This window comes from Acinetobacter apis (assembly GCF_900197575.1).
GTDB lineage: Bacteria > Pseudomonadota > Gammaproteobacteria > Pseudomonadales > Moraxellaceae > Acinetobacter > Acinetobacter apis.
This window is the reverse complement of record NZ_FZLN01000001.1, coordinates 217,591-231,470: the sequence shown is the minus strand read 5'-3', so window position 1 is coordinate 231,470 and position 13,880 is coordinate 217,591. Positions and strand designations below refer to the sequence as shown.

At 40.2% G+C, this 13,880-nt stretch carries 9 protein-coding genes; 3 read left to right on the top strand and 6 right to left on the bottom strand.

Annotation, left to right across the window (positions count from 1 at the left end):
- The first annotated feature begins 53 nt into the window (after nt 1-53).
- Nucleotides 54-248 carry a heavy-metal-associated domain-containing protein gene (locus CFY84_RS01020; protein ID WP_088822292.1) on the top strand — a complete coding sequence of 65 codons (195 nt, stop codon included), beginning with the start codon at nt 54-56 and terminating at the stop codon, nt 246-248.
- A gap of 296 nt (nt 249-544) precedes the next feature.
- Nucleotides 545-2,950: a membrane-bound PQQ-dependent dehydrogenase, glucose/quinate/shikimate family gene (locus CFY84_RS01015; RefSeq protein WP_088822291.1), complete on the top strand. Its 2,406-nt coding sequence runs from the start codon at nt 545-547 to the stop codon at nt 2,948-2,950.
- An 80-nt stretch (nt 2,951-3,030) separates the two neighbouring features.
- On the opposite strand, the gene CFY84_RS01010 is transcribed toward CFY84_RS01015, so the two are convergent.
- The 3 genes from CFY84_RS01010 to CFY84_RS01000 form a co-directional block, all read right to left on the bottom strand.
- On the bottom strand, nt 3,031-4,530 hold the full coding sequence (locus CFY84_RS01010; RefSeq protein WP_088822290.1) for a cation:proton antiporter: 1,500 nt from the start codon (nt 4,528-4,530) through the stop codon (nt 3,031-3,033).
- A gap of 123 nt (nt 4,531-4,653) precedes the next feature.
- Nucleotides 4,654-5,556 (bottom strand): KPN_02809 family neutral zinc metallopeptidase, encoded by a 903-nt coding sequence (gene ypfJ / locus CFY84_RS01005; protein WP_088822289.1) that lies wholly within the window; start codon nt 5,554-5,556, stop codon nt 4,654-4,656.
- A 126-nt stretch (nt 5,557-5,682) separates the two neighbouring features.
- Entirely contained in the window at nt 5,683-6,585 is a 903-nt protein-coding gene (locus CFY84_RS01000) for a DUF808 domain-containing protein (RefSeq protein ID WP_088823351.1), read from the bottom strand.
- 188 nt (nt 6,586-6,773) lie between these two features.
- On the opposite strand from CFY84_RS01000, the gene trpS reads away from it, so the two are divergent.
- Entirely contained in the window at nt 6,774-7,787 is a 1,014-nt protein-coding gene (trpS, locus tag CFY84_RS00995) for a tryptophan--tRNA ligase (protein WP_088822288.1), read from the top strand.
- A 49-nt stretch (nt 7,788-7,836) separates the two neighbouring features.
- Here trpS and lpdA read toward each other — a convergent pair whose 3' ends face one another.
- The 3 genes from lpdA to CFY84_RS00980 form a co-directional block, all read right to left on the bottom strand.
- A complete protein-coding gene (gene lpdA, locus CFY84_RS00990) occupies nt 7,837-9,270 on the bottom strand; it encodes a dihydrolipoyl dehydrogenase (protein ID WP_088822287.1) in 1,434 nt (477 codons plus the stop codon).
- Between the two features lie 64 nt (nt 9,271-9,334).
- Nucleotides 9,335-10,594 carry a 2-oxoglutarate dehydrogenase complex dihydrolipoyllysine-residue succinyltransferase gene (odhB, locus tag CFY84_RS00985; protein WP_088822286.1) on the bottom strand — a complete coding sequence of 420 codons (1,260 nt, stop codon included), beginning with the start codon at nt 10,592-10,594 and terminating at the stop codon, nt 9,335-9,337.
- Between the two features lie 16 nt (nt 10,595-10,610).
- Nucleotides 10,611-13,430, bottom strand: coding sequence for a 2-oxoglutarate dehydrogenase E1 component (locus CFY84_RS00980; protein ID WP_213062814.1), 2,820 nt, complete (start codon nt 13,428-13,430; stop codon nt 10,611-10,613).
- Nucleotides 13,431-13,880: the final 450 nt, after the last annotated feature.

The following is a 13,880-nucleotide window of genomic DNA, read 5'->3' as shown; positions in this document are numbered from 1 at the left end:
GTCCAATAGGTAAGGTTTATACTGATTGTTTCTATACCAATCAGGAAAATTAAATGTTATTTGAAATTCCAAATATGACTTGTGGCGGCTGCGCACGCGGTGTAACAGCAATCATTCATGATCTTGATGAACATGCCACAGTGAATGTGCATTTAGACACAAAAACAGTTGAAGTTACATCACACCTTACAGCTGAAACCCTACAAAATGCATTAAGCGAAGATGGCTTTCCTGCACAAATAAAATAATATCTCAACTTACGTAAACCTGCTAAACCGCAGGTTTACGTTGAGTATTACCAGCACTCTCCATATAATGATTTAGATTCAAAAATAAGGTTGATCAGTGAAGATCGATCGCATCACAAATTAGGGCAAAATACACATCAATACGCACAAAAACGCCAACTTATAGTTTATTTAATCATAACAATAACAAGATATTTTAATGGCGAGTAAATTTTTACCGTTTGATTTTTTATATCGTATGATTAAATAATTTTTAAGAAAGCGCTCCTATAATATGAGTTTCTTTGGAGGGTTATATGGAAATAAATAAAACAAAAGGTCATCTCATCTTTGCAAAGATATTTGCAATTATATTAATCATTATCGGTCTCCCTTTACTTATACTTGGCGCTTACCTGTCTTACTATGGTGGCACTTGGTATTATGTACTTGCAGGGATTGCGCTGATTGCATCTGGTGTTTTAATTTTTAAAGATAAATTGGCAGGTGCTGCGCTATTTGGTTTATTTTTCGTCTTAACGATTGTTTGGACGATTTTTGAGACAGGTGATCGCTTTTGGGGTTGGGTACCACGGCTTGCGCTGTTTGCGGTACTTGCCTTTATTCTCACTTTGCTTCTTCCTCGCATTGGCCGAGGATTCAGCAAAAAAATATCTTATGTTTTAACGGGTATTATCAGTCTATGTTTTGTCATTGCTGTGGTTCTTGCTTTTATTCCACACAACCAATACAACTCAGGACAACCACTGTCTGATCAACCACTTACCAGTGGAAATACCAACGACCCAACCCAAGCAGATTCAGATTGGAAATATTATGGTCGAGATGCCAACGCAACTCGCTACTCTCCACTGAAACAAATTAACGCTGACAATGTATCTCATCTTGAACGTGCATGGGTGTATCACACAGGGGATTTACCACCTGAAGGTAAGAAAGACATTTGGGCTGCTGAACATACGCCGATTAAAGTGGGTAATGGTTTATATGTCTGTAGTGCAACCAACAACATTAGCCGTATAGATCCTGCGACAGGCAAAGAAACATGGAAATTTAATGCGCATACTGCGTATCAAAGTATTCCATATACAGCAGCATGTCGTGGTTTAACCTATTATGAATCTAAAACTGTACCATTAGGTCAAACATGCCATAGCCGTATTGTGTTAGGTACGCTAGATATGCGTTTGATTGCCTTAGATACAGAAACAGGCAAACCATGTGATAACTTTGGTAAAAACGGAACAACAGACTTAACGACAGGTCTAGGACCAACTGTACCTGGTTTTGTCTCTGTGACCTCGCCTGTGACTATCGTTAATGACACCATTGTGGTCAATCATGAAGTACGTGATAACCAACGTCGTTGGGCACCATCTGGTGTGATTCGTGGCTATGATGCTGAAACAGGTCAATTCAAATGGGCATGGGATGTTAAGCGTCCACATGACAAGGCTGAACCACAAGCAGGTCAAGAATATAGCCGTGGTACACCAAACTCTTGGGCAACCATGGTTAGTGATGAAAAACTTGGTCTAGTTTATATTCCAATGGGTAATGCTGCAGCTGACCATTACAGCGCAATGCGTAGTCCTGAAGAGGAAGCTGTTAATGCCGCTGTGGTTGCAATTGATGCAAAAACAGGTGACTTACGTTGGAAATTCCAAACCGTGCATAAAGATGTTTGGGACCAAGATTTAGGTTCACAACCTACATTAATGGATTACCCTGACAGTACAGGTCAACCTGTTCCTGCAATGCTGGTACCAACAAAACTTGGACAAACATTTCTTTTAAACCGTGTAACAGGCCAACCGTTAACGCGTGTTGAAGAGCGTCCAGTGCCAACTACAGGTGGTGTAAAAGATGATATACGCTCACCAACACAACCATTTTCTGTGGATATTCCACGTCTTGGGTTTGCTGACTTAACTGAAAGTAAAATGTGGGGTATTTCACCGATTGACCAATTGATTTGCCGTATTAAATACCGTAAAGCCAATTATCAAGGTTTTGATACACCACCAAGTTTAGACAAACCATGGATTATGTATCCAGGCAACAATGGTGGTAGCGATTGGGGCAGTTATGCATATGATGGTAATCGTGGTGTGATTATTGCCAATTGGAACAACACACCGATGTATGCTCAACTAATTACACGTGCTGAAGCAAATAAAGAAGGTCTTCAGTCAATGGATGCTAAAAACTATAAACCTGTTCCAGGTATTGGTCGTCCAATGGCAGATACACCTTACGGCGTGAAAATCAGTGCCTTCCTGAGTCCAACAGGCATGCTATGTAATGAACCACCATATGGTATGATCAGTGCAATTGATTTAAGAACGAAATCTGTTTTATGGCAGCATCCTTTAGGTAGTGCAGAGCGTAATGGACCATTTGGTTTAGCAACGCATATGCCAATCCAAATTGGTACGCCAAACAATGGTGGTCCAATTGTTACAGCAGGCGGTGTAATTTTTGTGGCAGCAACCACAGACAATAAAATCCGTGCAATTGACATCCATACAGGTAAAGAATTGTGGAGCGATACTCTCCCTGCAGGCGGACAAGCAACACCAATGACTTATTCGATTAATGGCGAGCAATATTTAGTCATTATGGCGGGCGGTCATCACTTTATGGGTACTGGTGTAAGTGATGCTTTAGTCGCTTATAAATTGCCTAAATCAATCAAATAAATTCAATTTAAGTTAAAAAAGCCAGCATTGATGCTGGCTTTTTTAATAGTGTATTCATGCAACCTTTATTTAGAATCAGATTAGAAATTATTGGGATTTTCTAACTGATTCACTTCTGCCATTTTACTTGGGTCATGGAGTGTTGCAATTCCATCTGCATCTTTCACATCTAAAATACGTTCAGGATTATATACACCAATAATTTCTTGACCGTCTGCATCTTCACCAACAATGTATTTCACACCCGTTCTGTTCATTTTATGACACAAACGTTGATACCAACCTTTAAAGCCTGTGGTCTCTTCGTTGGGGTTGTGATAAAACGCATTCATGACCGCAGGTAACCCTAAACCACACACCACACCTGACATCAGCACCGTAATAAACGCATAGCCAATTAAAATACTGCTATAAGGACTCAGTACTGGATGGTTGGCAACCGCAAGAATCAATGCCAATGAAATACCGCCACGTACCCCGCCCCAACTAATAATGGTTAAACTGCCGTTATAACTTTTTTTGCGAAATGATGGGAAAAATGAAAAAGAGAGAAAATTAGCTGCAAAACGTGATATATGCAAAATGATAAATGCAACCACACCACCTAAAATCATGTGTACATTTAAATCTAAAATAAATAGTTCTAAGCCAATTAAAGTAAATAAAAACGAATTAATAATGCCTTCAACAGTGTGCCAAAAGTGATTAATTTCAGTTGTCTCTTGCTCACCGATCACATCTTGCCACTTGTTACCGACAATTAAACCGCCAATAACACACGCAATCGGTGCAGAAGCATGGGCAAATAATGCAACAAGATAAGAGCCTGATGCTAAAAATGCTGTCAATAAAATTAAAGATTCATGCTCATGTTTACCACGCATTACACGTAATGTGCCAAAACCAAATGCCATACCAATAATGGCAGCTACTGTGGTTTCATATAAAAATGAATTGACTGTACCAAGAAAAGTAAAATGATTGCCTTGTATAACGCTAAGCAAAGTCATAAACACAGCAATACACATTGCATCATTAAATAAAGATTCGCCCTCAAGCTTGACCATTAAATGATGTGGTGCTTTGACGGAGCTTAATACCCCTTTTACGCCAATCGGATCTGTGGCACCTAGTGCAGACCCCAACAGTAACAGCACCACAATTGGTACTGTATTACCAAGTAAATATTGAAAGCTATATAACATGCCGCCAAACAGCAAAGCACATAAAACCAATGAAATACTGGCTAAAATACTGATAGGTTTCCAATGATTTCTTAAATCTGATATTTTAAATTTTAGTGCAGATGACGTTAGAATAAAACAAATCACGCCATTGATTAAAAAGTCATAAAAGTCGATATGGCGGACTGCATTTTCAATATTATGAATATTAATATTAATAAATTGGTTACCATTTAATAAACTCGCACCCCATTGCAAAATAAATACCAACAAGGCTGAGACGATTGGTACACCAATCGCTTGCGGAAACCCTAAAATCCTTTTATTAAATGTAGTGGTGACGATTGATAGCGCAAAGATTACGGTAAACAGCTGTAATATAAAATAATTGCCCATAAGCTACTCATCATTCATGTGAAGAAAGAAATCGCATAGCGTCCATATTCTATGCGATATGATCTAAACAATTATAACGTGACTTTATTGGCAGAACATGACGAAATTTATATCAAATTCAATTTATATTTGTGTATTAAATGCATCACAACGTGTGATATCACCTGATTGAAAGCCTCTGTCAAACCACTGCATACGCTGCTGACTTGTACCATGTGTAAAGCTATCAGGCACAATTTGTCCTGTGGCACGTTTTTGTAAGTAGTCATCACCAATTTTTTCTGCTGCATCCATCGCTTCAGCAATATCACCTTGATCTAAAAATTTAACACGCTCATCAGTGCGTCTTGCCCAAACACCTGAAAAACAATCCGCTTGTAATTCTTGTCGTACAGAAAGCTGATTGCCTGTACGTTCATCTGATTGACTGCGTAACCGATAAACTTGTTTTGAAACACCCAATAAATTTTGTACATGATGCCCGACTTCATGTGCAATCACATATGCTAAAGCAAAGTCACCTGCTTGGTCTTTTCGGCTCAATTCAGTGCTTTGGCTTTGGTCACCACCAATACCCATTTTCAGCTTCATATCACGAAAAAATGATGTGTCTAAATATACTTTTTGATCGGCAGGACAATAAAAAGGACCCATCGCTGCTTGACCTGCACCACATGCAGTTTGTGTTGAACCGGTATATAACACCAATTTTGGTGGTGTATATGTTTTGCCTTGCTCTTTAAAAACTTGTGTCCATGTTTCTTCTGTATCGGCAAGCACTGTTGAAACAAACCGTTTCGCCTCAGTTTCATCTTGGGTTGGCTGACGAACAGGTTGTTGGGTTTGATTGGATTGTGATGTAACCTGCTGCGTTACTTGATAAGCTTGTTGTGGATTCACACCAAAAAACTTCCATGCGACAAAAGCCACTACCAAGCCAATAATACTGATTCCACCTGCTTTGATACCACCACCGCCTCTACGGTCTTCAACGTTATTGCTTTCGTTTCGATCTTTCCAGCGCATTTATTTTTCCTTTATTATTTATTTTTGTCATTACAAAAATTAATTTAATTTGCTTAGGCTAAATAACTCTATATGTTTATGATGAAAGGCAGCATCTACTTTGCTACTGCCTGTACATCAAATTATTTAAGCTTTTTTAAATACTTTTTTGATCAAAGATACAACAAGTACCACAATCACACCTGCAACCAAACCTAAAACCAAATTGGTTAAGGTTGGCAATAAACTGCTGACAATTAAATCGACACTAGGAATGTCATTAAACTTATCAGCACCTTGCTCTGTGAATGTGGTTACAGCAGGCACAGCATGTGCCAAGATACCACCGCCCACTAAAAACATGGCAATCGTCCCTACTACAGACAACGTTTTCATTAATTTTGGCGCAAATGCTAATAATAATCCGCCAAATTTTTGGGCAAATGCCGATTGCTTTTGCTTAAGGTATAAACCAAAGTCATCAATCTTTACAATCAATGCAACCAAGCCATACACGCCAATTGTCATCGCAATAGCAATTAAACTGACCACCAATACTTTATCAAGTAAAGGGGCTTGAGCCACAGTACCTAAAGTAATGACCACAATTTCAGCTGATAAAATAAAGTCTGTTCGAATTGCACCTTTGACTTTTTCATTTTCATAAGCAGCTAAGTCGGTTGGTAGTTCTTCTTTTTCTGACTCATTTGCTTGTGGTTTACTAAACATATGCAGTACTTTTTCTGCACCTTCAAAACATAAAAACAAACCACCAACAACCATTAACGGCGTAATAAGCCAAGGAATAAAAATACTGATCAATAAAGCCACAGGCACTAAAATCAGCTTATTCACAAATGAGCCTTTGGCAACTTTCCAAACAACAGGCAATTCACGGTCTGCACTGACACCTGCAACTTGCTGTGCATTAAGTGCAAGATCATCACCCAATACACCTGCTGTTTTTTGTGCTGCTGTTCTGCTCATTAATGCAACATCATCCATTACTGTTGCAATATCATCTAATAGTAGAAGTAAACTACCTGCCATGACGCCACCTTTTTCCATTTTTCATTTATTGTTCATTCCACAGTTGTGGATCATTTTACGTTTATTATATCCATGTCGGCCACGAATGATATGACACTCACTGATTATTCTTGAACACAGGCATATTTTTTTGGAATATCGTACAATAGATTATTCTTATTTAAGCATCCAACTTCTAGGACCATGTCATGACAGTACAAGATCAGCGCCCAATTATTCTCACTGGAGACCGCCCAACAGGACAGTTACACTTAGGCCACTTTGTTGGATCTTTACGTTCACGTGTAGGGTTACAAGACTCTCATCATCAGCATATTTTATTGGCTGATGCTCAGGCGCTGACTGACAATGCAGATAATTTTGAAAAAGTTAGACATAATATTCTAGAAGTTGCGACAGATTATTTGGCTGTCGGCATTGATCCAACTAAAACCACCATTTGTGTGCAATCACATTTATCTGCACTTAATGAACTGACCATGTTGTATTTAAATTTTGTCACTGTGGCGCGTTTAGAACGTAATCCAACCATTAAATCAGAAATTCAAATGCGTGGTTTTGAACGTGATATTCCAGCAGGTTTTTTATGTTATCCAGTGGCACAAGCCGCAGATATCACTGCATTTAAAGCCACTGTTGTTCCTGTTGGTGAAGACCAAATTCCAATGATTGAGCAAACCAATGAGTTAGTGCGTCGTTTAAATCGTCAAATTGGTCATGACTTATTCCCTGAATGTAAAGCATTGCTCTCAGGTACAGGTCGCTTAATTGGTTTTGACGGTAAAGCTAAAATGTCAAAGTCACTCGGCAATACCATTGTGTTGAATGCAACAGATAAAGATATTAAAAAAGCAGTAAATTCAATGTATACCGATCCGAATCATTTACGCATTGAAGACCCAGGTCAAGTCGAAGGCAACGTGGTGTTTACTTACCTTGATGCATTTGATCCGAACAAAGAAGAAGTTGAAGAATTAAAAGCGCATTACCGTCGTGGTGGATTGGGCGATGGTACAGTCAAAAAGCGTCTTGAAGGTGTGTTAAAAGAGCTTATTGCTCCTATTCGTGAGCGACGCAATGAATTATCTAAAGACCCTGATTACATCATGGATATTTTGCAAGAAGGCACCAAGAAAAGCCAAATTATTACACAAGCTACCCTTGATGAAGTCAAAAATGGCTTAGGTATGTTTAAGTTTTAATGACATAAAAAAGCGACTGTTTAATCAGTCGCTTTTTTTACAGCAAATATTATTTACGCTTACGTTGTACTGCATGAATTGCACGACCATCTACAGACAATGCAGCTTCATGAACCACTTCAGAGAATGTTGGGTGACCAAATGTCATCAACTGTAAATCTTCAACAGATGAAACAAATTCAAGGGCAATCATACCTTGATGCACAATATCTGATGCGCTTGGACCAACCACATGCATACCAAGTAAACGATCTGTTTTATTGTCTGCAACAAATTTAACAAATCCTGCTGTTTCACCAGCTGCAAGTGCACGACCATTAACAGCAAATGGGAATTGACCTGCTTTTACATCAAAGCCTTGCTCTTTCGCAGCTTCTTCCGTTAAACCTACCCATGCCGCTTCAGGATGTGTATAAATCACACTGATGATGGTGTCATAATTCACTTGTGCTGCATGACCATGAATACGCTCTACAGCCATCACACCCTCTTCCATGGCTTTATGCGCAAGCATTGGACCACGAACCAAGTCACCAATCGCATAAACACCTTCAACAGAGGTTGCACATTGGTCATTGACTTCAACTAAACCGCGCTCAGTCAATTTAATGCCAGCATCTTCTGCCAATAAGCCTTCTGCATAAGCTTTACGACCAACACAAACAATCAGCTTATCAAACACTTGGGTTTTTTCTTCGCCATCTTGCGTGTATTTTACAGTCACTTCTTGTCCATTGACTTCAGTTGCTGCTACTTTGGCACCAATACGAATTTCCAAGCCTTGTTTTTTCAAGATTTTATGAAATTCTTTAGACAATGCTTTGTCTGCCATGGGTAAGAAGCTATCTAATGCTTCAAACACAACAACTTCAGAACCCAAACGGCGCCAAACTGAGCCAAGCTCTAAGCCAATCACACCTGCACCAATGACACCTAAACGCTTTGGTACTTCATTAAAACTTAATGCACCCGTTGAATCGACAATAACGTCCTGATCTACTGGCGCAACAGGAATATTTACAGGCACTGAACCTGATGCCAAGATTACATATTTTGGCGCAAGAATTTGCTTTTCGCCTTCATGCGGAACAAATTCAACTTGTTTACCTGCCAGTAATTTACCTGTGCCTTGTAACCACTCAATATTATTGCCTTTAAGCAATTGAGCAACACCACCTGTAAGCTGTTGAACCACTTTATCTTTACGCGCAAGAAGCTTTTGTAAATCTAAAGTCACCTCACCTGTGGTAATACCATGATCTTCTAGTTCATGTTGAGTTGCTTCGTATTTGTGCGATGAATCAAGCAATGCTTTTGATGGAATACAACCTACGTTTAAGCATGTACCGCCCATCGATGGTTTACCATTTAAAAGACGCTTTTCAATACATGCGACTTTGTATCCCAATTGAGCCGCTCGTATCGCAGCTTCATAACCACCAGGACCACCACCAATTACAACCAGATCAAACTGCTGGGACATTTTTTTCTCCATAGGCTGTAATATCTATGATATTACAGCATTATTATTACTCTATTTGTCCAAATTAAAGGTCAAGAATCAGTCTTGTCGGCTCTTCTAACAACTCTTTGACTGTTACTAAGAAACCAACAGCCTCTTTTCCATCAATCATACGATGATCATAAGACAATGCAAGGTACATCATCGGTAAAATGACGACATTCCCATCAACTGCCATTGGGCGGTCTTGAATTTTATGCATACCAAGAATTGCTGTCTGTGGCTGATTCAAAATTGGTGTCGATAATAATGAACCAAATGTACCACCATTGGTGATCGTAAATGTACCGCCGCTCATATCGTCAATTGACAACTTGCCATCACGGGCTTTTTCTGCATATCCACGAATCCCTGATTCAACTTCAGCATAGCTTAAACGGTCGGTATCACGTAATACAGGCACCACTAAACCACGCTCAGATGAAACTGCAACCCCAATATCATAATAACCATGATATACAATATCATCGCCATCAATTGAAGCATTGACTGCAGGGTAACGCTTTAAGGCTTCAGTTACAGCTTTAACAAAGAAAGACATAAAGCCAAGACGTGCACCATGACGCTTTTCAAATATATCTTTATATTGTTTACGAATGTCCATGATTGGTTTCATGTTCACTTCGTTAAATGTAGTTAACATCGCTGTTTGTTGTGTTGCTGCAAGTAATCGCTCTGCAACACGTTTGCGAAGACGTGTCATAGGGACACGTTTTTCAACACGCTCTGAAGCAGGAATATCAATTTGTACCGTTGGTGTGGCAGCGGTTGTTTCTGTATTCGATTGCGCTTGATGATTAACCACATCTTCTTTCGTGATGCGTCCACCACGCCCTGTGCCTTCTACAGATTCAGCAGCAATGCCTTTTTCAGTTAACGCTTTACGCACAGCTGGTGCTTGTTGCTGTGTATCACGCTCAACGACAGCTGTTGCACCCGCTTGGGTTTGTGCTGACGTGTTTTGAACGGCTTGCTTAGACTCTGACGCTTGCGCTGATGGTTGATCAGTTTTGGCTTGGCTGTCTTTGTCTTCTGTACCTTGTGCACTGCCTGCTTCAAAATGTGCAATCACTTCATCAGACAACACTGTGTCGCCTTCTTCTTTTACAAAGGCACTAATGTGACCATCTGCAGGCGCAACCACTTCTAACACAACTTTGTCTGTTTCAATATCACAAATCACTTCATCACGTGATACAGCTTCACCGACTTGTTTATGCCATGTTGCAATGGTGCCATCTGCGACAGATTCTGGAAATACAGGTGCCTTAATCTCGGTAGTCATGATGCTATTTCTCCTTTTATTCAATTTCTATCGCAAGTGCGTCGATCACCAATTGAGCTTGTTGTTTTGCATGTAAATAAGGTGAACCACATGCTGGCGCAGCAGCAGCAGCACGACCTGCAAACTCAAGCTTAATGAAACGACCTGACTTCATGACCCCTTCGACCAATTGTGGTGCAATAAAATGCCATGCGCCTTGGTTTTTCGGCTCTTCTTGGCACCATACCAAATGTGTAAGGTTCGGATAAGTTGCCAATACATCAGCAAGACGTTTTTCAGGATACGGATACAGCTGCTCAACACGGACAATTGCCACATTAAGTTTTTCAGCACGGCGTTTTTCTAATAAATCGTAATACACCTTACCGCCACACAGCACAACGCGTTTCACATCGGATTTATTTAGCGAATCAACTTCATCAATCACGGTTTGGAACTGTCCCGTTGCCAATTCATCTAAGGTTGATACAGCACCTTTATGACGAAGTAGTGATTTTGGTGACATTACAATGAGTGGTTTACGTAATGGACGAATCACTTGGCGACGAAGCGCATGGAAAATTTGTGCAGGCGTTGTTGGCGTAATGACTTGCATGTTGTCTTCGGCACACAACTGTAAAAACCGTTCTAAACGCGCAGATGAGTGTTCAGGACCTTGCCCTTCAAAGCCATGTGGCAACAGCATTGTTAAGCCACACACACGCTCCCACTTGGTTTCACCTGATGCAATAAACTGATCGATCACCACTTGCGCACAGTTAACGAAATCACCAAATTGAGCTTCCCACACCACCAAAGCATGGGGCTGTGTGGTGGCATAACCATATTCATAAGCCAATACAGCTTCTTCAGACAGGAGTGAGTCCCATAGTGCAAAGCGAGGTTGATTTTCTCGAATATGACAAAGTGGTAAATACTCAGAGCCATCAACTTGGTTATGTAATTTGGCATGACGATGCGAGAATGTACCGCGCCCTACATCTTCACCACTGATTCGGACTAAAAAGCCATCATCTAAAATCGTGGCATAAGCTAAGGTTTCAGCAGCACCCCAATTGAGTGGAATTTCACCCGTTTGCATTTTAAAACGCTCATCAATCACTTTACTGACTTGACGCTGCATTTGAAAACCATCAGGCAAGGTATGCATCACACGGCCAAGTTCTTTTAAACGCTCAAGTGAAAATGAAGTATCCCAATGGTCTGTATATTCATGACCTAAATATGGTGTCCAATCTACAAACATTTTATTGTTTGGCTCAAGCACAAGTGCATTAGCAACATGCTTGCCTGCTTCTAGATCTTCACGATATTCTTCAATTAAACGGTCAGCTTCTGCACGCCCTAAAATATTCTGCTGCACTAAAGTGTCTGCATACAGCGTACGCGTAGTTGCTTTTTGAGAAATGACTTTATACATCATCGGCTGTGTTGCTGATGGCTCATCCGCTTCATTGTGTCCGCGGCGACGGTAACAGAACAAGTCAATAACAACATCTTTTCTAAATGTATGTCTAAAATCATGTGCAAGCTGTGAAATAAAGACCACCGCTTCAGGGTCATCACCATTCACGTGGAAAATAGGCGCCTGTACCATTTTTGCCACATCAGTACAATATTCAGTTGAACGTGCATCTTTTGGATTTGATGTTGTAAAACCAACTTGGTTATTCACCACAATATGTACTGTACCGCCCACAGTATAACCACGGGTTTGTGACATTTGGAAGGTTTCCATGTTCACGCCTTGGCCTGCAAATGCAGCATCACCATGTACAATAATTGGTAAGACATCATCACCACCAATGTCTTTACGACGAACTTGGCGTGCACGAACAGAGCCTTCAACAACTGGACCTACAATTTCAAGGTGTGATGGGTTGAATGCCAATGCCAAATGTACTTCACCACCTGGGGTGATAACATTCGATGAAAAACCTTGATGGTATTTTACATCGCCTGAACCTTTTTTCGATGATGATTTACCTTCGAATTCACCAAAAAGGTCAGCTGGATTTTTACCCATAATATTCACAAGTAAGTTGAGTCGACCACGGTGTGGCATCCCAATCACAACTTCTTTACAACCAACCGCACCTGCACGCTGGATCAATTCATTGACCATTGGAATAAAAGATTCAGCACCTTCTACACCAAAGCGTTTTGCACCTACATATTTATTACCAAGGTATTTTTCTAAACCTTCAGCTGCTGTAAGACGCTCAAGCAAATGTTTTTTCTGCTCATTAGATAGGTTGTACTGTCCACGTGCACCTTCTAAACGTTGCTGAATCCAACGTTTTTCCGTGGTGTCGACAATGTGCATGTATTCTGCACCAATGGATTGACAATATGTCGCTTCCATTGCTGCAATCATTTCACCTAAAGTGGCTTTTTCTTGGCCAATCGCCAAATTACCTGTATTAAACACCGTATCTAAATCTGATTTGGTTAAGCCATGTGTGCTTAATTCTAAATCAGGAACATCTTCACGCGGAGCAATCCCTAAAGGATCAAGCCTGGCTTTTTGATGTCCACGGTTACGGTAACCTGCAATCAGCTGCAAAATACCAATTTGGCGATGTTCATGTGCTGGACTCACAGCACTTGTTGCAACAGCCTGACCTCGATTTGAGTTGCGACCTAAGAGAACAAATTGTTCACGCACCGTTCCATGTGGTTGGTCGCCTTTGGGGAATTTATTAAAATACGCACGCCAGTCTTCACTGACAGAGGTTGGAGAGGTAAGATACTGCTCATAGAGCTCTTCAATATATGCTGCACTATCAGCTGAGAGTTCAGTATCAAGACGCAGTGCGCCAGCAACTTCTTGCATTTGTGGACCCATTTCCTTATTGCAAATTTACAGGCTACTGTTGTAACAGCAACCCATGATCGACCATTTCAACAACGTAAATACATCTAACAGTTTATGCCCGATAACAGTGATTAATGATGCTGCCATTTCAAATACATTGTCATGGCATACAAGTGGTAAACCACTTTCATTCAATTAATACACACACATACTCAATCAAGATTGAGCAATTTTTTTGCAAATCGGCTTAGAAAAAATAAATCCACAATTTAGCTTTTCTAAAGCGACTCCATCCTTGTATTCGCTTTATGGCTGTCTTTTCATTGTTGAATCTGCACATCCAGGTTAATGGACTGACTCAGGCTTTGAGTCATAAAAATCTTATCATATCTCCACATATCTTTTTTCAACTTTTGACCACTATTTGCGTAACATTTAACATGCTATCAATGCAATAATCTTGCCAAG